This window comes from Vibrio sp. SCSIO 43137 (assembly GCF_028201475.1).
Lineage (GTDB): Bacteria > Pseudomonadota > Gammaproteobacteria > Enterobacterales > Vibrionaceae > Vibrio.
Genome location: NZ_CP116383.1, coordinates 1,703,460 through 1,726,475, shown reverse-complemented (window position 1 = coordinate 1,726,475; position 23,016 = coordinate 1,703,460). Strand labels below are relative to the sequence as shown.

Below are 23,016 nucleotides of genomic sequence, written 5' to 3'. Positions count from 1 at the left end.
GGAATTTCCAAGGTGAAATTTTGACTAAAGGAATCGATAAATACAGTATCGACAGTACTGACTATACAATTGGTCAGGATAACGTCCAGAAATGGGGGTTTGATGTACATAATCCGGTGTTTGGTATCAGTGCCGGTCTGATAGTTCTCTTTATAGTTGCTTCTCTTGTCAGTGATGCTGAAAGTACAAAGTCTGTGCTTGACGGCGTGAAATGGCAAATCATCGGGGCTTTTGACAGTCTGTTTATCTGGTCAGCAAACATTTTCGTTATCTTCTGCCTGGCTTTGATTGTCTCTCCATATGGAAAGATCAGGCTTGGTGGTGAAGATGCTGAAGCGGAATACTCGTTTAAGTCATGGATAGCCATGCTATTTGCTGCCGGTATGGGTATCGGCCTGATGTTCTGGAGTGTGGCAGAGCCAATCGCTTACTTTACCGGTTGGTATGAAACACCGCTGAATGTGGAAGCAAACTCCCCTGAAGCGGCTAAACTGGCGCTCGGCGCAACCATGTTCCACTGGGGACTGCACCCATGGGCTATCTATGGTGTTGTGGCTCTTTCACTGGCTTTCTTTACCTATAACAAAGGTTTGCCTCTCTCTATGCGCTCTATTTTCTACCCGCTTCTGGGAGACAGAGCATGGGGCTGGGCAGGGCACATTGTTGATATTCTGGCTGTGCTGGCGACTCTGTTTGGTCTGGCAACCTCGCTGGGCTTAGGTGCGCAGCAGGCAGCAAGTGGTATTAACCATGTGTTTGGTATTGACGGCGGGCTTGGCCTGCAAATCGTTGTTATTACCGTAGTTACATTACTGGCGGTTGTTTCGGTGCTGCGTGGCATTGATGGCGGCGTCAAGGTGATCAGTAATATCAATATGGTTGTCGCCTTCCTGCTATTGCTTCTGGTTGCACTGATTGGTTACGCCATTACTCTCGGCTCAATTCCGACTACCTTAATGGCTTATGTAGAAAACATTATTCCGCTCAGTAATCCGGTTGGTCGTGAAGATACGGCATGGTTCCAGGGCTGGACTGTATTCTACTGGGCATGGTGGATTTCATGGTCGCCATTCGTAGGTATGTTTATTGCCCGCGTATCGCGTGGACGTACTATCAGAGAGTTTATTACCGCGGTACTGATTGTACCGACACTGGTGACTCTGATCTGGATGTCTGTATTTGGCGGCATGGCGATTGATCAGGTAATTAATGGCATCGGCGCACTGGGCCAGAACGGCCTGACTGAAGTTCCGTTGGCCATGTTTGAAATGTTTGAAGCGATTCCGTTCGGAACGGTTCTTTCTGTGATTGCCATTATTCTGGTGCTGGTGTTCTTTATTACCTCATCAGATTCCGGTTCGCTGGTTATCGACAGCATTACCGCTGGTGGTAAAGTGGATGCACCTGTTCTGCAACGCGTATTCTGGGCATTTCTCGAAGGTGCGGTTGCTGCGGTTCTGCTCTGGATAGGTGGAACTGAAGCGATACAGGCACTACAGGCGGGCGCAATATCAACCGCCTTACCATTCACTTTTGTCCTGCTGGCAATGTGTCTGAGCCTGCTGCTTGGCCTCAGAACCGAGAAATAGTGCCAAACATTACTGCAAGATGATTGTGATAAGGGCTTCCGTAAGGAAGCCCTTTTTAGTATCACGGAATCTGTTTCAGAGAACGACTCGCTAAGTATTACTTCCAGAGCTGCTTAATCGGCGTATCAGGCGAGAAGTGATGGGCTATCTGAGCTTGTAATAACTCAGCAGTGGCAATGGAATCCGTTAACGCATGATGAGGAGAGTAGTTCGGCAGCCCGTAGCGTTTTCTGCTGGAGCCAAGTCTTACCGAGCCGGGCTTAGCACCTTTTAAGCGGTTAATAATGCCGCTGGTTTTCTTTGCCTGAATAGTACTTTCCAGATCCAGGGTATCAATAACCGGAAACAGAATACCTTCACCAATACGTTCATCCAGCGCAATATCAAAAAACTCGCGTTCAATTCTGCGGTAATGAACCACCACAATATTACCCGCCAGCGCATCCAGCACCTGTTGCAGAATACGTTTAAGATCCGGAGCGTCAACAATATCACTATGGGTGATGCCGTGGATAACGACAGAATCTTCGCTTAGTGAGGTGTTCGGGTTAACGTACCAGTGTTTTGCTTCGTTTAGGAACACTCTGTTAAGGGTAAAAGGGACAAGGCCTATACTGATAATATCGTCCCGTACCGGGTCTAAGCCTGTGGTTTCAAAGTCCAGCGCGACAAACCTCACTTCAGACAAAGGCGTCTCTTCTGTTACTACTCCTTGCTGATAAAAGTGCTTAAGGCGCTCATCCTCTGCGACTTCCGCCATTTTCCGGTAGTGCTCAGGCCAGTCTATCTGCTGTGGTTTCTTGACTAAGTTCAGTAGTTTCATCTGGATACCTTAATTGAACTTATTACTTGCCTGGTAACGGAACTTAAGGAAGTTTTGCGCATTACTCAGAATCTGGAAAGCGTCCTTCAGGTTGCGTCTGTCGAAGTCAGAAATATTGTCCGGCTCGATATTGTTATCGGGCTCTATTTCGCTCTCTATATCGATCGCCTGATGGCGTATACGCACCATGGAGATAAACTCCATAGCGTCACGTAAGTCCTGAGCCCGTCCTTTCGGTAAAATGCCGGCGTCGGCAATGTCATCCAGCCGTTCAAAAGAGTTTTGCGAGCGGGAGCCAACAGCCAGTGCGTGTACACGAATCAAGTCAGCAAGTGGTGCAGTACCACGTCTTTTAAGGTTAATGGAGTTTTTGTGCTGGCCGTCTTTCTCCATTACAAAGCTCTGGAAAAAACCTAACGGCGGTGTTCTGTTGAGGGCATTACGCGCCAGACAGGCAAGGAAGCGATTGTTTTTACGCGCCCTGCGCAGAATAAAACTGTTTAACTGCTCAGCCCATTTAAGCTTGCCGTAAATACCGTCCAGATCGAAGAAAATTGAGCTGTTAAGCAGGGCTTTAGGGTTTGGATTATCTATCCAGTCGGCAAAGCACTGTTCCCATTCTGAACGGGTCATACGCCATTCCGGATTGGTTGCCATAATATCGCCGGTGCAGTAGTTGTAACCGCACTGGTCGAGAGCATCACAGACAAACTTAGCCAGCTTTTCAAAGTAGTCGCCGTGTATCCTTTCGATATAGTTGTCATCGAGGATAATGGCGTTGTCCTGATCGGTTACAATAAGCTGTTCATCTCTCGCCATGGAGCCCAGCGCAAGAAAACAGTAAGGGACAGGCGGTTTACCCAGCTCCTGTTCAGCCAGCTCAATAATCCGCTGTTTAAAGCTGCGGCCTATTACTGACATTGCGGTACCTACCATATGGGCATTCGCGTCTTCATTAACCAGCCGGACAAAACTGTCTTTAACCTGCTCGGAAAGGGCTGCCAGTTCTTCAATGGTAGACTGCAAAAAGATACTGCTCACCAGCAACAGCGAGTTTTGCGATTCGTAGCGGACAATATCAGTAGACTCAACAATGCCGACGGGTTTTCGGTTCTTTAAAACCGGAAGATGGTGCACGTTATAACGAAGCATGGTCAACATTGCCTCATAAACGTAAGCGTTGTGATCAAGGATAATCACTTCGTGGGTCATTACCTCAGATATATCTCCGGCAGGGTCGAGCCCTTCAGCAATAACGCGGGTACATAAATCCCGGTCAGTGATAATGCCGATTATTGATGAAGTGTCTTCTTCCTCTTCATCGATATCGGGATCGTAAACCAACAGAGAGGAGACGGCTTCATCAGCCATCTTTTTAGCCGCGTCCTGAATAGAGAGATTTTTGGCCACAATAACAGGATCACGGGTTATCAGGGTAGTGAGCTTTGAGGTTGTCAGATCGTTAGCGTCGTTATTGCTGGATACGGTTTGTCTGAGGCGGACAGTATCTTCAACCTCAACAAAATCGGCGAAGGTTTCGTGACTATCGTAAAGTTCCTGAAATACTTTTTCGGGGATACAGTAGAGCAGGGTGTCTTCAATGGCTTTTGCCGGAAAACGTACTTTATTATTGGTCAGTAAACCCATCTGACCAAACAGTGCACCTTCACCTATGCGGTTATAGAGCTCACCTTTACGGCGGTAAACTTCAACCACTCCGGTTCGTATCATATAGAGATCGTGGATATGGTCACCAAGATGAACGATAGGCGTATCTTCACGAAAATAGGAGATCTCAATATTTCTGGCGATTAACGAGATAGCATCCTCAGGAAGTTCGTTAAAGGGAGGGTGCTGGATTAAAAAACTCTGGATCTCTAGTAACTCTGCGTCCATGAATGCCTCGTAAGAAAAAGGGCCAGTCTCCGGAAGGAGGAGACTGGCCCCATTAGTCAGGATATCTATTATAGTACTGCGGCAATGCCTTTACATAAAGGTTCCATATTCGCTTTTGTCATTCCGGCTACGCTGATACGACCGGAACCAACGATATAGATGCCGAACTCCTGCTTCAGACGCTCCACCTGCTCTTTCGTCAGGCCGGAGAATGAGAACATGCCATTTTGACGCTCAATAAAGCTGAAATCTTCTGTTACACCATTAGCTTTCAGTGTTTCAACAAAAAGTGAACGCATCTCCTGAATACGATCGCGCATCTCTGCTACTTCCTGTTCCCATTCTGCTCTTAGTTCAGCATTGTTGAGAATATAAGTAACAACCGCTGCACCGTGTGCCGGCGGGTTTGAGTAGATTGAACGGATAATGGCTTTAACCTGAGAAAATGCCGTCGCTGCCACTTCTTCTGATTCAGCAACCAGAGTGAAAGCGCCAACACGCTCATTGTACAAACCGAAGTTTTTAGAGAATGAGCTGGCTACCAGAATCTCTTTGTTGTACTTAGCAAAAGTACGCAGGCCAGCCGCATCTTCTTCAACGCCTTTCGCAAAACCCTGATAGGCAAAGTCAAACAGCGGCAGTAGTTTTTTCTCTGCACACAGTTTGGCCAGCTCAAGCCACTCATCTTGTGTCGGGTCGATACCAGTCGGGTTATGGCAGCAGCCGTGTAGCAGAACAATGTCACCTTCAGAGGCTTTTTTCAGATCTGCCACCATTGCAGCAAAATCTTTCTCTTTGGTGTCGGCGTTGTAGTAACCGTATTGCACCGTTTCTAATCCGGCAGCAGTAAATACACCATTATGGTTCGCCCATGTCGGGTTACTGATCCAGATTTTAGGCGCGCCTAACTGGCGTTTGATAAATTCGCCTGCTACGCGAAGAGCGCCTGTTCCGCCGGGAGCTTGCGCGGTTTTGGCTTTTTTGCTGACAACGATATCGGATTGTTCACCAAACAAAAGTTTTTGTACCGCTAAACCATATTCTGCAGTACCTTCAATAGTGAGGTAAGATTTGGTTTTTTCCGATTCAAGCAGTGCTGCTTCCGCCTTCTTTACGGTAGCCAGTACCGGGGTAGTTCCCTGCTCATCTTTATAAATACCAACACCAAGGTTGATTTTTTCTGCGCGGGTATCTTTTTTAAATAGCTCTGTAAGGCCAAGAATAGGGTCTGCCGGGGCAGCAACAACTTTATCAAACATAATCGTCATCCATGTTAACTGTGATAGGTACGGTTTATTTATACCTGTAAGGATCGGCAGAAACAACAGCTAAAAAACAGAAAAGTTGAATTTTTTCCAATTTGAAGGACATAAATGATTTAAGTCATTTATTTTGCCAGTTAGCAGAGGGAAAAAAGAGCAATTTGATGAGGAAAAGTGCCGAAAAGAAGAAGGCGGGACTAGTAAGTCCCGCCTGCAGATTATTCGTTGTCTTTAAAGGTAGCAGCGATGCGGACAAACTCATCTTCGATAGCGACAAAGGCTTCTACCACTTCAGGGTCAAAATGACTTCCAGAGCCTTCAAGGATGATTGCCTTGGCCTTTTCGTGGCTAAATGCCGGTTTATAGACGCGTTTGGAGATAAGTGCATCATAAACATCTGCCAGTGCCATTAACCTGCCGGAAAGAGGGATATCGGTACCGGAAAGCTTATTAGGGTAACCGGAACCATCCCACTTTTCATGGTGAGTGAGGGAGATCTCTTTTGCCACATTAAGAAAAGAAGAGGAGCCCAACTGCTGTTCCGCCGTGGCCAGAGCATCAGCACCTATCTGCGGATGTCCCTTCATGGTTTCAAACTCTTCGTCTGTTAGCTTGCCCGGTTTCAGTAACACGCTATCCGGGATACCAACCTTGCCAACATCGTGCAGCGGAGCAGACTTATACAGCAAGTCGATATAGGCAGGGGTAAGTAACTCTGTGTGCTGGGGCTTTTGCGACATAAATTCAGCCAGCGACTTAACATACTGCTGGGTTCTTAGGATATGAGCACCGGTTTCATTGTCTCTTGACTCCGCCAGTGCTGCCAGACTGACAATTGCTACGTCCCGCGTTGTCTGCACTTCCTGATGAGAAACTTCCAGTGAGTCAAGCATACTGTTGGTCAGTGAGGCAACGGAACCCAGTTCATCATGATCAAACACCGGAACTCTTGTCTGAGCATCTCCTGCGCTAACTGCCGCTAAAGCTGACTCTTGTGAATTTAATACCGCTTTAAGTAAGCGGGTCCAGAGACGGATGATATAAAACGCATAAGCGAACAAAACCGCTGACACATAGATAAACTCTTTAATGACACTCAGTTTACCGCTGCCGTCTGCCAGTTTATCGATATTATGCTCAAGCCAGTAGATATCTTTAATTTCAATCATCACCATAGAGACAGTCAGGGCGACAATCAGGGTGGTGAACAGGCCAATCATCTGCTTAATAATAGAGCGGCGTTCACCAGACAGGCTAACCGGAAGCTTATCGCTTTGCAGATATCGCTCTTTATCCAGCAACTCCAGAATGGTTCCGGTCAGGAAGCCAAATAGCGTCATGCCGAATACGACTTTAAAATGACTGTCGACACCGAAATCATAAACAAGGTTATAAAACAGAGAGAAAGGCAGAGAAAAACTGAAAAACAGCAGGGTATCTAATTTAGCAATGCTGCCTTTGTAATCCGGAATGCCTCTCTTTGCTAAAGTAAGACGGGTAATAAACAGCAATGCAAATACAAAGGAGACTTGCAGGAAAATCTCTTTAGTAGTTAATGTGTCGAGAAAAGGGCACACGCGGCTCCCGTATGTCCCGTAAACAATTGCGGCCACTACATAACTCAGGAAAGTGTTTTTTTCCTGATATTTCGCTTTATACATTAAATTCTATCCTGCACTTATATGTGTAGTTCATAACACCAGACCATATGATTGAGTAAATTATTTCAATGGTCAATAAATTGAAACAGAAAAGTGGTAAATGCGAGGGCTAGCAAAGGAAACCAACAGGATCTAAAAAAGCCGCCTTGATGGCGGCTTTCAAATTAAGCTCTAAACTTTCATTTTAAGCTCTTAGCTTAGAAGTTTGCGCTACGTGGTGTACGTGGGAACGGGATAACGTCACGAACGTTAGCCATACCTGTCACGTAAGAAACCAGACGCTCAAAGCCCAGACCGAAACCTGAGTGAGGAACAGTACCATAACGACGTAGATCGCGGAACCAGTTCATATGTTCAGGATCGATGTTCATCTCACGCATACGGCTGTCCAGCATATCCAGACGCTCTTCACGCTGAGAACCACCGATGATTTCACCAATGCCCGGTGCCAGAACGTCCATAGCCGCAACTGTCTTACCGTCGTCGTTCATACGCATATAGAATGCTTTGATATCTTTTGGATAGTTCTTAACGATAACCGGCGCTTTAAAGTGCTCTTCAGCAAGATAGCGCTCATGCTCAGAAGACATATCGATACCCCATTCAACAGGGAACTCAAACTCACGGCCAGAATCCAGCAGGATCTGGATTGCGTCAGTGTAGTCTACCTGAGCAAAGTCGGAATCTACGAAGCTCTCAAGACGGCTGATAGCGTCTTTATTAATACGCTGAGCAAAGAACTCAAGATCGTCGCGACGCTCTTCCAGAACCGCTTTAAATACATACTTAAGCATATCTTCAGCCAGTTTTGCCACATCATCCAGATCAGCAAAGGCGACTTCAGGCTCAACCATCCAGAACTCGGCAAGATGGCGGCTGGTGTTTGAGTTTTCTGCACGGAATGTAGGACCGAAGGTATAAACCTTACTTAGTGCACAAGCATACGCTTCAGCGTTAAGCTGGCCGGATACTGTCAGGAATGTCTCTTTACCGAAGAAATCTTCGTTAAAGTCAACATCGCCTTGTTCAGTGCGTGGCAGGTTAGCCAGATCCAGCGTTGAAACGCGGAACATTTCACCGGCACCTTCTGCATCAGACGCAGTGATTAGCGGAGCAGACATCCAGAAATATCCTTGCTCGTGATAGAAGCGGTGGATTGCCTGAGACAGACAGTTACGTACACGGGCCACGGCACCGATTACATTGGTACGCGGACGCAGGTGAGCAACTTCACGAAGGTACTCAATTGAGTGACGGGTTTTCGCCATCGGGTAAGTATCAGCATCTTCAACCCAGCCGACAACTTTAACGTCAGTGGCCGCCAGTTCAAAATCCTGACCTTTTGCAGGCGATTCAACAATCTTACCTGTTACTTCAACGGAACAACCAGTGGTGAGCTTTAGTACTTCATTCTGGTAATTATTAAGTTCATTAGGGACCACGGCCTGAATCGGGTCGAAACAAGAGCCGTCGTATATGGCAAGGAAAGAGATTCCGGCTTTGGAATCACGACGTGAGCGAATCCAGCCGCGGACAGTTACTTCACTGTCTACCGCCAGCTTACCGCTAAGTACGTCTGTTACAGGCGCGTAAGTCATTTTATTAATATTCTCCGTTGAATTAAACGTTAAGCCAATGGCACTCATCCGGAAAACCGGCAGAAATACCATTGGATTACTGGAAATTTCTATTTCAGCAGCACATATTACCTGTGATTTCTTTAGCTTCAAGGATTATTCACGTTTAATTAGATAAAATTGATAAGTTTTTTGATTTAATCTAACTAAAAACCCATAACACTAAAAAATATTTAATTAAATGCGGCTTTATGTAGAAAGCATCTAAGGGATGGGTTTTCGCAATACATGTTGTGGACCGGCATCACCGCCATGATAGATGGTGTCGGTGTCACTGAAGCCAGCCTTAAGATATAAATCGTGAGCAGCTTGGTTTTTTTTGTTTACCGTCAGCCCCAGAGTATCAAAGTCGGGATAGGCTCCGTATAGGTATGGAAATAACCGGTTTAACGCCTGCTTGGCGTAACCTTTACGTTGATGTTGCTGATCTACAACCAAGTTGCGCAGGCCAAGCTCTTTGGCGCGGGCAAATGTGTATTGACGGGCATAGGATTTATCCAGCATAAAGAAGCCGAAAATCTCTTTTCCGTCATTAATCACATAAAACTCATGATCGGGTGTTCTGTGTTCAAACAGGGTATTAAAGTCAGAAACGAAATCCCGTTGCTCATTAGCTACACGGATTTCCATCAATCTTGCATAGTCTTTAAATTTCGCTTTTCGAATTGTAATCATCTAGTATGCCCAGCCTCTGAATAAACCCAAAGATAACCAGAAACTTTGATTATATAGAAGAAATGTTATTTATCCACGAAAGTTGTCGTTGAAGTGCCTGAACAATTTGTGCAGTAACTCCCCAGATAAGGTGGTGTTCATAGGGGATAGCAAAAACACGATGAGAGGCATTTTTTAACTGAAAGTCCTGACTATAGAGTTGCCGGGTATCCAGTAAATGGCTTGCAGGAACCTCGAAAACTTCATCGACCTCATTGCTGTCTATACTGAGCTGATAGTCCGGATTTATCATCGCCACTACTGGCGTCACCATAAAATGACTGACGGTCATAAGTTCAGGTAACTGACCGATAACGGAGATCTGCTGCTGATAGATGCCTATCTCTTCTTCTGTTTCCCTGATTGCGGTATGAACAAGGGATAAATCACTCTGTTCAAGTTTGCCTCCGGGAAAGCTGACTTGCCCCGGATGATGGCGTAAGTGTTTTGCTCTCCGGGTCAGTACAACCATTAGTTGATCGTTACGCTCAACAAAACCTATTAGTACCGCTGCTTTTCTGGCTGTTTTAGGATCTAACCCCGCGATACGTTTTAACGCCTTCCTGTGATACTGGGCAGGAAGGGAGAGATTAAAACGGGTAAGCAGGGCAGTTTTATTCATAATTTTTCGTTCTCTAATACCGGAAGTATCTTACTCAGCTTATCCAGCGTCTCCTGATACTCTGCATCGCACTGACTGTCAGCGACAATCCCGCCACCAGCCCATGCATAGATGCGGTTCTTACGTGTGATCAGGGTGCGGATGGTAATACTGGTGTCCATGCGGCCACTGCTACTCAGGTATCCGATACTGCCGCAATAGACGTTTCTGCGGTGAGGTTCCAGCTCTTCAATTATTTCCATTGCCCTTATTTTGGGGGCTCCGGTAATGGAACCTCCCGGGAAGCAAGCTCTAAGTAGTTGCGTTGCACTGTAACCTTTATCCAGCTCGGCAGTCACCGTACTGACAAGGTGGTGTACTGCGGGAAAGCTCTCTACATCAAACAGTTTTGGCACCTGAACCGTCCCCGGTTTTGCCACTCTGCCGATGTCATTACGTAGCAGGTCGACAATCATCAGGTTTTCCGCCTGATCTTTTTCAGTATTAGTCAGTTCAACGGCATTTGCTAAATCTTGCTCAGGATTATCACTTCTCGGTCTGGTGCCTTTAATGGGTTTTGTCTCAATTTCGCCCTGTTTAAGCTGGATAAACCGCTCAGGAGAGACACTCAGTATGGCGCAATCGTCAAGACGGGTAAAGGCGGAAAAAGGCGCTTTATTGTGCGATTGAAGTCGCATAAATGCATCCCACTCAGAGCCGCTATACTCTGCGGAAAAACGTTGCGCCAGATTGATTTGGTAACAGTCACCTGATAACAGGTAGTCCTGAATCTTATCAAACTTAGCCTTGTAGCTCTGTTTTGACATATTAGAGCAAAACTCAGAGACAAGAGTGAAGGGAGCAGAGGCATTTTGTTTCTGTGCCTGCAGCCAGAGGTGGTGTTTCTTAACTTGCTCTCCCACGACTGTTGCGCTTTTCTCTTTGTGATCAATGATAACGGCCCATTGATAGATCCCCACAGCCATCTGGGCGGTATCAATATCGTTTTCAGCAATTTCTGGTATCTGTTCTACTCGTCGCCCTAAATCATAGCTGAAGTAGCCAAGGGCGCCGCCGGTAAATGGATAGCGTTCGTCAGACTCATATTTTGTCACCAGCTTGTCTAAGTGTTGTTGCAGTAATTGAAAAGGACATTCGTCACTGGTTGTCGTAACATTGCCATCACTATATGCAGTTTGTTGATCTTTAGTCAGCAAAGTTGCAACTGGATTGGCGACAATAATATCGAATCTGCTGTCCGGATGATCTGCAGACGCAGAGCTAAGCAGCATTGACCAGGGCATAGCGGATATTGGCGCGAACAGAGTTGTTGCTAATTCAGGGTGATACTCAAGTTGCAGAGTCTCTGGCTTATTCGTGTTAATCATTTGCGTAATTTGTGACAAAGAATGTAAAGGTGACATAGCGTGACATTGGAAGCGAGAGTATCATAATTTCACTTTAATAAAATTCTAAATATTTCAGTTGAGAATGTAGAGGGAAAATAAATTACATCTCATTGAATCCATAACAAATAAAGAGGCAAGCAATGACCGTCATCCGAAAACAGGATCTCATCAGCAGTGTTGCTGATGCACTTCAGTACATTTCCTACTACCACCCGTTAGATTTTGTTCAGGCGCTTGAAAAGGCGTATGAAAAGGAACAGAGCCAGGCAGCAAAGGACGCTATCGCTCAGATCTTGATTAACTCCCGTATGTCCGCTGAAGGGCATCGTCCTATTTGCCAGGATACGGGGATTGTGACCTGTTTTGTTAATATTGGTATGAATGTTCAGTGGGAGAGTGACCTTACTGTTCAGCAGATGGTGGACGAAGGTGTCCGTCAGGCTTATACCAATCCGGATAACCCGCTGCGTGCTTCTGTTCTAAGCGACCCCGCTGGGAAACGTGCTAACACCAAAGATAATACTCCGGCGGTTGTTCATATTAATATGGTTCCGGGCGACAAGGTTGAAGTTCAGATCGCGGCCAAGGGCGGCGGTTCAGAGAACAAAACTAAGATGGTTATGTTAAATCCGTCTGATGATATCGCTGAATGGGTAGAGAAGACGGTTCCTCTGATGGGAGCGGGCTGGTGTCCGCCGGGAATGCTGGGTATAGGTATTGGTGGTACGGCTGAAAAAGCAGCGGTACTGGCGAAAGAGTCTCTGATGGAGCATATCGATATTCAGGAGCTTATCGAGCGCGGCCCCGAAAATGCAGAAGAAGAGCTGCGCCTTGATATCTTTAACAGAGTAAACAAGCTGGGTATTGGTGCTCAGGGCCTTGGCGGGTTAACTACCGTTGTGGATGTGAAAATCAAAACAGCGCCAACACACGCGGCATCAAAACCTGTTTGTATGATCCCTAACTGTGCAGCAACCAGACACGTTCACTTTACACTGGATGGCAGCGGCCCTGCTGAGCTGACACCACCTAAGCTGGAAGACTGGCCTGAAATCACCTGGGAAGCGGACGAAAATACCCGTCGTGTAAACCTTGATGAAGTGACCAAGGAAGATGTACAGAGCTGGAAAACCGGTGAAACTGTACTGCTCTCCGGTAAGATTCTGACCGGTCGTGATGCTGCCCATAAAAAAATTCAGGGGCTGCTGGAAAGCGGCGAAGGCTTGCCTGAAGGTGTCGATTTCAACGGTAAGTTTATCTACTATGTCGGCCCTGTTGACGCAGTAGGTGATGAAGTGGTTGGTCCTGCCGGCCCGACTACCTCAACCCGTATGGACAAGTTCACCGACATGATGCTGTCGCAAACCGGTCTGACAGGTATGATTGGTAAGGCTGAGCGTGGCCCTGCTGCCATTGAGTCCATCAAGAAACATAAAGCGGTTTATCTGATGGCCGTAGGTGGCGCGGCGTATCTGGTAGCTAAGGCGATTAAGAAAGCGCGTGTGGTTGCTTTTGAAGAGCTTGGTATGGAAGCTATTTATGAGTTTGAAGTGGAAGATATGCCGGTAACAGTAGCGGTTGACTCTACCGGTTCGAACGCCCACCAGATTGGCCCTGACACGTGGAAAGTTAAAATCGCTGAAGCGGAATAATTTTATTAACATTGGCGCGTTAAATGGTTTAGTGCGCTAATAACCTAAGTACTAATGGCTCTTTGAGAGCTGAAAGCAGGAGAGAGTATGCCCCGTTTTGTTCAGTTTCTTCAACTGGTTATCGCCGTTGTCGTTGGCTTTTTTGTTGCCCGGGACATTGTACTAAACGGTATTGCCATTTTTAATCAGCACTGGGTAGTGATAGCTGTTGCGACCACACTTCTGCTTGAGCTGGCATTACTGGTTATTTATAAGCTAATTGAAGATGATTAACCAGATACTGGTTATAAAATAACTGTGTTCGCGGCTGGTTATTGGACCAGCCGTTTTTGTTTGTAAAGTAAGTTAAATTTCCTACTATTTCATAGTAATGAACCTGTATTTACCTTACTCTGGAGCGGTTCAGAGGAAAATAGATAATGAAAAAAATTCGTCAGGAAATTAATGACTTTATTAACCGCGGCATGGACAGTCATCTTAAACTTGCCGTAACCGGACTGTCCCGGGCAGGGAAAACCGCCTTTATTACTTCACTGGTAAACCAGATGCTGCACTCTTCTACTGCAGATAACCTGCCTTTGTTCCATGTATCCAGAGACAGACGGCTTATTGGTGCTAAGCGTGTTCCTCAGCAAAACTTAATGGTGCCCCGATTTGGCTACGATGAGTCAATGGAAGCCTTGTTTAGTCAGCCTCCGTGCTGGCCTGTCCCTACAAGGGATGTGAGCGAAATTCGTTTGGCGATTAAGTTCAGGCCTGAAAAGGGCGCTAAAAAACTGATTTCTGACAGTAGTACTCTGTATCTGGATATTATTGACTATCCCGGCGAGTGGTTACTGGACCTCCCTCTGCTGGACCTTACTTTCGAACAGTGGTGTGAGACACAGTTTGAGAGTATGAAAGGTAAAAGAAAGCAGCTTGCTGAGCAGTGGATGCAACTTGAACAACAACAAGATCTCATGGCAACCGCTGACGAAAAACAGATTGAGCAGGTTTCGCAGGCCTATACTCAGTACCTGCATAGCTGCAAAGATGCCGGACTACACTGGGTACAACCCGGGCGCTTTGTATTGCCGGGTGATCTCGATGGCGCACCCGTATTACAGTTTTATCCGGTACAGCTGAAAGGCAAGGAAAAGCAGCTGCAAAAAGCGGCTAAAGATTCTAATTTCCAGATGCTGAAATCCCGCTATCGTGAGTATCAGAACAGTGTTGTTAAGCGTTTTTATAAAGAGCACTTTTCTACTTTTGACCGGCAAATTGTTTTGGTGGACTGCTTGCAGCCACTGAATGCCGGACAGGAGCCTTTTTATGATATGAGGGATGCATTAGAGCAGATACTAAAAAGCTTTAAGTATGGCCGCTCATCGATGCTGAAACGACTGTTTGCCCCAAGAATCGATAAAATACTATTTGCTGCAACCAAAGCGGATCATATTACCCCGGATCAACACAGCCACCAGGTGTCGCTGCTTCAGCAACTGATTCATCCGTCATGGCAGCACGCCGCCTATGAGAACATCGATATGGAGTGTATTAGTATCGCTTCCATTAAAGCTACCTCGAACGGTTTTGTTTCCGACGGTGAACAGAATATACCCGCTATTCAGGGAGTTACCCTTAGCGGTGAACCTATGACACTATTTCCGGGCGAGGTACCTAAGAAATTACCCAAAGCGGATTTTTGGCAAAATAACCGGTTTGACTTTAATAGTTTTCTTCCACTGGAGAGCGAAGCGGATGCTCCTCTGGCACATATACGTCTGGATAAAGCGATTCAGTATCTGATTGGAGACAAATTAAAATGACAGAAATAAAAACCAAGCAGATTTTTGAACAGCCTCTTCAGAAAGAGCGTTCTGATGAGGAGCTGACTCTGCAGCAGCAGTTTGAGCCGAAACAGAAGTTCGTTCCCAGTGAAATTGACGAAACTGAGTCTGAGCAGAGTGAACAGCAACTTGAGTCAGTTATCCGGCCAAAGAAAAGCAGGGGAGTTATGGTGTCAGCCTTGCTTGCATCATTTACCGGCTTAGTCGGCTGGCAGACGGTGGATAGCGTCATTACGGCGTGGCAAAGCTCAGACTGGCTGACTATAGGCTGGTCAGCATTTATTGCTGCTGTTGCAGGCCTTGGTATTAGTGCGTTAACACGGGAATTATGGAAGATACGCAAGCTGCGCAACCACTTTTCTGTTCAGGAACAGAGTGAGTCAATAATAAACAGTGACAGTATCGGTAAAGGCAAAGCATTTTGTGAAGATCTGGCCGCACAGTCACGAATTATTGCCGAAAATCCTTATCTGGATCGCTGGAGCAATGCTATCGACCCTTCTCATAGTGATGCTGAAATTATTGAAATGTATGACGGTATGGTAGTTAGCCAACAAGATAAACAGGCAAAAGCCATTGTAGCTAAACTCTCTACCGAATCTGCTGCACTGGTGGCCATCAGCCCTTTGGCAGTGGCCGATATCCTGCTGGTGGCGTGGCGCAACCTGAAAATGATCGACAAACTGGCTGAAATATATGGTGTTGAACTGGGGTACTGGTCGCGAATTCAGCTGTTTAAATTAGTATTGATCAACATGGCCGCTGCCGGAGCAACGGAACTGGCAACTGATGCCGGTGCGGATCTGCTTTCAATGGATCTGGCAGGAAAACTGTCAGCACGAGTGGCACAAGGCTTTGGTGTTGGGATCCTGACTGCAAGGCTGGGGCTTAAAGCTATGTCTCTGCTACGCCCTGTGCCTTGGAACGAGCAAAGCAGGGTTAAACTTGGCGAGATTCGTAAGGCGCTGTTGTTAGAGCTGAAAAATAAGTTGTAAAACTTATGTTACCTGATTGCATATTTGCTGAACAAGTGAACAAAATCAGTCGTTAAACGAGCAATTAGCAGCGCTTTTTTAAAGGCGACTTGACGAGGCAGGGCGGTTAATTCAAACTGGTGTCAACTTTTCCTGACACCCTTGAGGATATTGTCTTGCGTCTAGAAGTTTTATGTGAAGATCGGCTTGGGTTAACCCGTGAGCTGTTGGATATACTCGCTTCAAAAAATATTGACCTCAGAGGCATTGAGATAGATGTCAGCGGTATTATCTATCTGAACTGCCCTGAAATCGACTTCGAAGTGTTTAGTGAACTGATGGCTCAGATCCGGCGCATATCCGGTGTGATGGATGTGCGGAAAATCCAGTTTATGCCCAGTGAGCGCCACAATACCGAACTGGTTTCCCTGCTGGCTAACCTTCCTGATCCTGTCTTGTCTGTCAGCCTGAAAGGCTCCATTGATATGGCAAACCATGCCGCCAGCGCGCTTCTGGAAACAGAGCAGGATGAACTGGTCGGCAGCCAATTAAACAACTATATCTCTGGCTTTAGCTTTTCTAATTGGGCAGAAGGTGAAATCAGCCGCAAAAGAGAAAATGTTGTCGTCAATGGTCTCGACTATACCTTAGAAATTGTTCCTGTTTATATCAGGGGGGAGAACAGTGATGAATCAGTACTGGCTAGTGCCGTAGTGACTCTAAAATCTGATAATGCAGGCAAATCCCGTGTGATGTTCCTTCCTGAGTCAAATACCATAGGTTTTGAACATTTTGTCGGTATCTCTAACCGTCATAAAGCATTGATGAGTCAGGCTAAGAAGCTGGCAATGCTTGACCAACCCTTGTTGATTGAAGGCGAAACCGGAACCGGTAAAGAGATGCTTGCCAGAGCGTGTCATAACCGTTCTGACCGGGCATCTAAACCGTTTCTGGTGTTGAGTTGTGCTTCTATGCCTGACGATGTGGCAGAAACAGAACTGTTTGGTCATGCGCCCGGAGCATTTAATCAGGGCGCAGGACACAAAGGCATTTTTGAACAGGCTGACGGCGGAACGGTATTTCTTGACGAGATAGGTGAGATGAGTTCCCACCTGCAAATCAAGTTACTACGATTTTTGCAGGATGGTACTTTCCGCAGGGTGGGTGAAGAGCATGAAGTGCATGTCGATGTGCGGGTTATCGCCGCGACTAAGCAAAATCTGGCTGAGCTGACGGAAAAAGGTGAGTTCAGGGAAGATCTGTACTACAGATTAAATGTATTAACCCTGTCTATACCTTCGCTGAGAGAGCGTTCTAATGACGTAAGTTTCCTGATTGACCTGTTCCTTAAACGTTATTGTCAGGAGCTTGGTATAGAGAAACCTCTGCTGACGGAAGAGACAATGGACGAACTGGCCGCCTATCAGTGGCCGGGTAATATTCGTGAGTTGGACAATACTGTCCTTCGTGCTTTAACCAGAATAAGCGATAACCTTCTGACTATCGACGAGTTCCAGTTGCCGAAAGTTGACTCTGCTGTTGTAAATCAGGTAGGCGTTAACCTTGATGGTTCGCTGGATGAAATCATGAAAGATTATGAGACTAAGGTACTGGATCGTCTTTATCAGTCATTCCCTTCCAGCCGTAAACTGGCAAAGCGTCTTGGCGTATCGCATACCTCCATTGCCAATAAACTACGTGACTATGGCATCAGGAAAAAATAACCATGTGGCGTGATTACAAAATCCATCAGATGGATTTGCGAAACGGTGATATTCAGCTACGGCTGGCCAGAAAAGATGACGCTGCATTGATCAGTGGTTACTTTTTAAAAAATCGTCAGTTTCTTAAGCCGTGGGAGCCGAAAAGGGAAGAGGCGTTCTTTACGGAACAGGGCTGGAAGAAAAAACTGATTAAGTTATGTGAACTTCATGCCCTTAACCTTGGGTTTTACTGCCTGATTATCGATCTTAAAAGCGGCGAAATGCTGGGAACGGTCTCCTTTAGCAATTTAGTCCGCTTCCCGTTGCACTCGTGTAATGTAGGCTACTCACTTGATGAGGATGCCCAAGGCAGGGGAGTCATGCGTCAGGCTGTTAAAATGGCTTGTGACTGGATGTTCAGGGTGCAAAATTTACACCGCATATCCGCCAGCTATATGCCCCATAACCTGAAAAGTGAAGCGGTTCTGTTAGCTAATGGCTTCGAACCCGTCGGTTATGCCAAAGATTACCTATTGATTGATGGCCGCTGGCAGGATCATAAACTCACTTCCCTTATAAATACCGAATGGCAGGATAATAATGAATAACGAAAGATTAGCCCGTCAGCTATCACTGATTATGGAGCTGGACCGGCTCAAGTCAGTATTAAGAAGAACAAGGGTAAAATGCGCAGATAAACGGCTGGAGAACAGTGCTGAACACAGCTGGCATGTAGCCCTGATGGCAGTTCTTCTTGAGGAACACGCTAATGAGCCCGTTCAGATAGAACGCGTTGTGAAAATGCTGCTGCTGCACGATATTGTTGAGATCGATGCAGGCGATACCTTTGTTTATGATGTGCAGGCTTCTGAGCAGCAGGAACAGAAGGAACTTGAAGCGGCAGAAAGGCTTTTCTCTATGCTTCCTGACGATCAGGCTGAGCAGCTTAAAACTTTATGGCTGGAGTTTGAACAGGCTGAATCTGCTGATGCAAAGTTTGCCAAGGCCATCGACCGTATCATTCCCATTCTTATGAATCACAATAACCACGGCCAGAGCTGGATTGAACACGGTATTGCCAGACATCAGGTGGTTGAAATAAATCAGAGAATCGAAAAGGGCTCAGAGCGCCTGTGGCAGAAAGCCTTGCAGATCATAGACGAGTCTGTAAATAACGGCTGGTTGAAACCTTAATATAGCGGAGTATAAATGTCCTATATCAACATCAATGACTATAACCGAAAGTGGATTTTTACTCATCAGTCTATGCCAGTAGATGAAAGTGAGCTTGAGCAGATTAAACCAATGACACAAGCTCGTTCCAGCCAGTTATGGATCGACAATATCAGCAGTCAGAGCCCTGACGCTGAAAGGCTGAGTAATCAGGACTGGCCAAGCAAAAAAGCAAACTGGCACAGTGAAGTTTCATGGATGGGGGCTTGGGAAGACGATGATCCTGCTATGCCGGAAGAGATCCTGCAGGCGATTGACTGGCAGGATGATGTAACTGTGTACTTCTGTTATGAAAAGTACAACGTCATTGAAACTAAATGGTCAGTATTTAAAAATAACTGGAAGAACTTCCTGTTTTTTGACGACGGACCTATCTTAATAGGCCGTCGCCGCTCTGAAGCTTTATGGTTTTCAGATAATGGCAAGGTGAAAATCGGCGTCAGAAAATAACCGGATACAAACGACTCTTCGAGCGACTTTTCAAGCGACTCTTTAGGGAGTCGTTTTTTTATGTAGGAAAAACACCTTTAACTTAGATAAATAGGCCATTTTCTTTAAAGATTCATACAATAAAGCTATTGTTTAGTTTGAGGCCGGCTGAAAAGGACTAGAGAGAACTGTATATGGGGATAAGGGTGTTTGTGGTTTTTTCGTTCTCACTGTTGATTACCCTCATCGGTTTGGTGAACATTTGGAATATACAGCGCGATAACTCAATAGAGATGAACAGAATTGCTGTTGAGCGCTGGACCCGCCTGCTTGAGAGTACCGTATACAGTGACATCGGTTCTATTGGGGCTGTAGCCAATTTTTTTCAGGCCACTGAGCCTCAGGACTGGCGTCATTTCAGTGATTTTGTTCAGGGTATGTCTGATCAGTCGCAAAGTCTGGTGGCTGTGCAGTGGATGGAGAAGATAGACTCAACCAACCTTCAGGAACATCTCCGCCGTATTAACCGCCAGTTTCCTCAGGCCAACCTGTTTACCACCACAGAAGACGATGAAGTCATCGTTTCTCCCTCAGACCTGAAGGGTAGCGAAATTTATGTTGCTACCGATGTTTATCCCCGCACGGAAGCAAACCTTAAAGTTCTGGGCTTTTTCTCAGAAAAAGAGCGTTTTACTCGAGTCGTTAAGTCTATTTCCGTTAGCCGTGAGGCGAGCATTTCGGATATGGTTACGCTGCTACAGGATGATATTCATAATAAAGAGGCCGCAGACGGTTTTCTTGTCTACTCTCCGGTATTTAATTACCCGGATTCAAGTCTGCTAAAAGGGATAGTGATAGGCGTTGTGCGCGCCAGTGTCTATTTCGATTTTCTGATAGCGCAAACCATGCGTAACGATAATATTCAGGTACAAATTCGGGACAAAGGTTTTAATGCAGAGGAAGACCCTATTCTGTATCAGAGTGACGGCTGGGATTTATCATACTCTTATCAGTTATCGCAGAAAGTGCAGTTTCCTAACCGTCACTGGCAACTTGAGTTCAGATTTAGTGATGTGGTGACTGAAAGTGACAAAATATCTCTGATTTTTATCGGAATGTCGGGTTTTGTTATCTCATTTTTAATTGCCAGTATTGTAAACAAGAGTATTAACCAGAGGGAAGTTCTGCGTCACGAGCTAAAGAAGCGAACCAGAGAACTAAACTATCTTGTTAATCATGACCCCAGCACAGATACACTCAACAGGCGGGCATTTAACCGCGATTTTGAACGTTTTGTTTCAGAAGAAAGCGGCTTTTCACTGGTCACCTTTGATATCGATAATTTTAAAGTCATTAATGATATATATGGTCATCCCGTTGGTGACGCTGCGTTATCTCATATTGCACTGAAGGTAGCTGAGGAACTGGGGAGTCAGGGGAATTTATACCGGGTTGGTGGTGACGAGTTTTACATCATATGCCAGCTAACGGATATCAAGCACCTGGCTGAGTATGCGGAGAAGGTTCGTCTGGCAGTCGCTGAGAATCCGTTAACGACAGATATAGAAATTCCCCTTACTGTCAGTATAGGTGCTGCGGTATGGACGGGGCAGGATAGTGAACAGTTTATTCAGCAAGTGGATCTTCAGCTATATAAAAGTAAAGAATTTGGCCGCAATCGGGTCTCAGTACTGGGCGACAGTGAGGATATAAGCTAGAATCGCGCCTTTGAAAAAACAGCAAGTGTAAAGGGAAATAATGAATTACAACCGAGTAGTCTGTTTCGATTTGGAAATGTGCTGCTGGAATGTCGACGGCGTCGGCACAACAGGTGAAATTATTGAAATTGGTTTAGCTGAGATTGATCTTGCTAAGCAAGAGATCGTTAAACGTGCTCAGTATTATGTAAAACCTGAAACAGATAAGGTTTCGCAGTTTTGCACCGAGCTGACCGGCATTACGCCGAAAGTAGTGCAAAAACAGGGCAGAGAACTTGGCTCTGTCGTTCAATCTATGCTGAAAAATTTTGGCGGCCCTAATAAGATCTACGCTGCGTGGGGAAGAGATGATCTGATCCTGAAGAATGAGTGTCTGCAGAAAGAGGTTGAGATGCCTTTTAGCGAGTTTATTAACCTTGCTACCCTTTACCGAATCCAGAACCGTCTGAAAGATAAGCGTATTGGTCACAGTGCCGCACAGGAGCAGAAGAATATTCCATGGGAAGGCCGCCAGCACTCTGGTTACGTGGATGCTTATAATCTCGCTAAGCTTGCACTGACCATGCTCTGATAGCTGTTGAAGTGGGATGGTCGACGGCAGGTTACTCTGTTAACCTTTGTTCCATATCCGTAATAAAACCGGTATATCGATTTGAAATTTAGCCAGAAATATTATTAATATATTAATTTTGTTGTTAATAATAAGGTTTGATATGAAAAACTGGCTGAAACTATCCCTGCTACCTCTCTCTATTTTGGCTGCAAATGCATTTGCCGAGCCGGTAGAGTTCCAGAAAATTCCTCAGATTATGGCGAAGTTTGAAAACCCTCAGCTTTTTGTTAAGAAAGCAAGAACGCTTGGGCGTCTGGCTGAAGCTAACGAGATAGGCAAACCATTTGATACTTATGTCTCTGACGGAAAGGGCGGCTATACGCTGGAAACCAGCAATACAATGAGTGACGATGTGGTTGTCGCCAGCATGCCTGAGCCAATCGCCGGAGAGGTGTATAATCAGTGGTTAGTGCCTAAATCTAAGTGGGTTGAGAACTATGGCAAGCTTCCTGAGTCGACAAAGTTTGAATCTTTCCGCCGGGTGAAAACCATCAAAGCGATTAAAATTGATGACGAGATGCTGAAGCTGCTGGAAAGTACCGATGGCAAAACGGCAATAATCAAAGTGAGCTGGGATAAAAATGGTATGACAGTCTATAAAGACGGCTATCTTGCTAACTATGAATACGGTATTGCACCTGAAGAGATGAAGGCCAACTACGAGTTAGTCAAGTAGCAAAAAGCCCGTCAGCTTTATCGGCTGGCGGGCTTTATAGAAAAGGGCAGATAATTAACCATCGATAACGCTAAGCTTTGCCCTGATAAATTCACTATGATCAACATAAAGCAATTCAGCGACCTGTCTAATCACCGCATCTTCCAGCGGGTCTATCACACCATCAGCATTGGCCACCTGCCACATCGCCTGAACCAACTCGTAACGTTTTTCGTGGTCAAGTTCGCGTAACTGAGTAGTAAACTCGTAAAGTGAAATCGCTTGTTCGGCTGTTTGCTCAGCCTTATCAAGTAAAGACTTTGCTTTATCTGTATCGATATCCAGCAGGTGAGTCAGTAACTGTACTTTGGCTTTTTTCTCGTCTTCATCGACTTGTTGATCGGCCAGAGCCACCTGACATAACAGTGCAGCAATAGCCAAATCCACTGATACTTCAGAAGACTTGGCTAAGTCTTCACCTTCAAGTAACTGTTTAAATATTGAAGTAATTGAGGAGAACATAATATAACTCTTGAATTTATAACTTGTATTATTACATTGTAGCTGCGAAAGCTTATTACAAGTTGGTCATTACATTAATTTACTTTAATAAACAGA

21 protein-coding genes are annotated in these 23,016 nt (G+C 45.7%); 12 read left to right on the top strand and 9 right to left on the bottom strand.

All coding sequences use genetic code 11. The features are described 5' to 3' along the window. Positions 1-20: 20 nt before the first annotated feature. The gene (locus PK654_RS08075) at positions 21-1,589 is read left to right on the top strand and encodes a BCCT family transporter (RefSeq protein WP_271695008.1); all 1,569 of its coding nucleotides are present in this window, start codon (positions 21-23) and stop codon (positions 1,587-1,589) included. Between the two features lie 97 nt (positions 1,590-1,686). Here PK654_RS08075 and PK654_RS08070 read toward each other — a convergent pair whose 3' ends face one another. From PK654_RS08070 to pabB, 8 genes are all read right to left on the bottom strand, one after another. Beyond that, positions 1,687-2,403 (bottom strand): 3'-5' exonuclease, encoded by a 717-nt coding sequence (locus PK654_RS08070; RefSeq protein WP_443088742.1) that lies wholly within the window; start codon positions 2,401-2,403, stop codon positions 1,687-1,689. An 18-nt stretch (positions 2,404-2,421) separates the two neighbouring features. Continuing rightward, positions 2,422-4,308 carry a DUF294 nucleotidyltransferase-like domain-containing protein gene (locus PK654_RS08065; protein WP_271695006.1) on the bottom strand — a complete coding sequence of 629 codons (1,887 nt, stop codon included), beginning with the start codon at positions 4,306-4,308 and terminating at the stop codon, positions 2,422-2,424. 68 nt (positions 4,309-4,376) lie between these two features. Next, positions 4,377-5,567, bottom strand: coding sequence for an amino acid aminotransferase (locus tag PK654_RS08060; protein ID WP_271695004.1), 1,191 nt, complete (start codon positions 5,565-5,567; stop codon positions 4,377-4,379). A 221-nt stretch (positions 5,568-5,788) separates the two neighbouring features. Then, entirely contained in the window at positions 5,789-7,231 is a 1,443-nt protein-coding gene (locus tag PK654_RS08055) for an HD-GYP domain-containing protein (RefSeq protein ID WP_271695002.1), read from the bottom strand. Positions 7,232-7,428: 197 nt separating this feature from the next. Beyond that, positions 7,429-8,829, bottom strand: coding sequence for an asparagine--tRNA ligase (gene asnS / locus PK654_RS08050; protein WP_271695001.1), 1,401 nt, complete (start codon positions 8,827-8,829; stop codon positions 7,429-7,431). Positions 8,830-9,072: 243 nt separating this feature from the next. After that, a complete protein-coding gene (locus PK654_RS08045; RefSeq protein WP_271694999.1) occupies positions 9,073-9,543 on the bottom strand; it encodes a GNAT family N-acetyltransferase in 471 nt (156 codons plus the stop codon). A gap of 49 nt (positions 9,544-9,592) precedes the next feature. Further along, positions 9,593-10,204, bottom strand: coding sequence for a CoA pyrophosphatase (locus PK654_RS08040; RefSeq protein ID WP_271694997.1), 612 nt, complete (start codon positions 10,202-10,204; stop codon positions 9,593-9,595). Beyond that, positions 10,201-11,568 carry an aminodeoxychorismate synthase component 1 gene (gene pabB, locus PK654_RS08035; RefSeq protein WP_271698834.1) on the bottom strand — a complete coding sequence of 456 codons (1,368 nt, stop codon included), beginning with the start codon at positions 11,566-11,568 and terminating at the stop codon, positions 10,201-10,203. Before pabB ends, PK654_RS08040 begins: the two co-directional genes overlap by 4 nt. Positions 11,569-11,732: 164 nt before the next feature. Between pabB and PK654_RS08030 the strand changes: the two genes are divergently transcribed. From PK654_RS08030 to PK654_RS07980, 11 genes are all read left to right on the top strand, one after another. Continuing rightward, positions 11,733-13,244 carry a fumarate hydratase gene (locus PK654_RS08030; protein ID WP_271694996.1) on the top strand — a complete coding sequence of 504 codons (1,512 nt, stop codon included), beginning with the start codon at positions 11,733-11,735 and terminating at the stop codon, positions 13,242-13,244. Positions 13,245-13,331: 87 nt separating this feature from the next. Beyond that, complete coding sequence (locus PK654_RS08025) at positions 13,332-13,517, top strand: hypothetical protein (RefSeq protein ID WP_271694994.1); 186 nt, start codon at positions 13,332-13,334, stop codon at positions 13,515-13,517. 146 nt (positions 13,518-13,663) lie between these two features. Then, the gene (locus PK654_RS08020) at positions 13,664-15,052 is read left to right on the top strand and encodes a YcjX family protein (RefSeq protein ID WP_271694993.1); all 1,389 of its coding nucleotides are present in this window, start codon (positions 13,664-13,666) and stop codon (positions 15,050-15,052) included. Further along, positions 15,049-16,068 (top strand): YcjF family protein, encoded by a 1,020-nt coding sequence (locus tag PK654_RS08015; RefSeq protein WP_271694992.1) that lies wholly within the window; start codon positions 15,049-15,051, stop codon positions 16,066-16,068. The genes PK654_RS08020 and PK654_RS08015 overlap by 4 nt, the downstream gene beginning before the upstream one ends. Before the next feature lie 155 nt (positions 16,069-16,223). Further along, a complete protein-coding gene (tyrR, locus tag PK654_RS08010; RefSeq protein WP_271694991.1) occupies positions 16,224-17,771 on the top strand; it encodes a transcriptional regulator TyrR in 1,548 nt (515 codons plus the stop codon). A 2-nt stretch (positions 17,772-17,773) separates the two neighbouring features. After that, complete coding sequence (locus PK654_RS08005; RefSeq protein ID WP_271694990.1) at positions 17,774-18,358, top strand: GNAT family N-acetyltransferase; 585 nt, start codon at positions 17,774-17,776, stop codon at positions 18,356-18,358. After that, positions 18,351-18,944 (top strand): HD domain-containing protein, encoded by a 594-nt coding sequence (locus tag PK654_RS08000; protein ID WP_271694989.1) that lies wholly within the window; start codon positions 18,351-18,353, stop codon positions 18,942-18,944. Before PK654_RS08005 ends, PK654_RS08000 begins: the two co-directional genes overlap by 8 nt. Before the next feature lie 15 nt (positions 18,945-18,959). Continuing rightward, the gene (locus PK654_RS07995) at positions 18,960-19,433 is read left to right on the top strand and encodes a DUF2947 domain-containing protein (RefSeq protein WP_271694988.1); all 474 of its coding nucleotides are present in this window, start codon (positions 18,960-18,962) and stop codon (positions 19,431-19,433) included. A gap of 272 nt (positions 19,434-19,705) precedes the next feature. After that, on the top strand, positions 19,706-21,130 hold the full coding sequence (locus tag PK654_RS07990; protein WP_271694987.1) for a sensor domain-containing diguanylate cyclase: 1,425 nt from the start codon (positions 19,706-19,708) through the stop codon (positions 21,128-21,130). Positions 21,131-21,170: 40 nt separating this feature from the next. Next, entirely contained in the window at positions 21,171-21,701 is a 531-nt protein-coding gene (locus tag PK654_RS07985) for a 3'-5' exonuclease (protein ID WP_271694986.1), read from the top strand. 142 nt (positions 21,702-21,843) lie between these two features. Next, positions 21,844-22,419, top strand: coding sequence for a hypothetical protein (locus PK654_RS07980; RefSeq protein WP_271694985.1), 576 nt, complete (start codon positions 21,844-21,846; stop codon positions 22,417-22,419). 54 nt (positions 22,420-22,473) lie between these two features. On the opposite strand, the gene PK654_RS07975 is transcribed toward PK654_RS07980, so the two are convergent. Beyond that, positions 22,474-22,920 carry a tellurite resistance TerB family protein gene (locus PK654_RS07975; protein ID WP_271694984.1) on the bottom strand — a complete coding sequence of 149 codons (447 nt, stop codon included), beginning with the start codon at positions 22,918-22,920 and terminating at the stop codon, positions 22,474-22,476. Positions 22,921-23,016 lie beyond the last annotated feature (96 nt).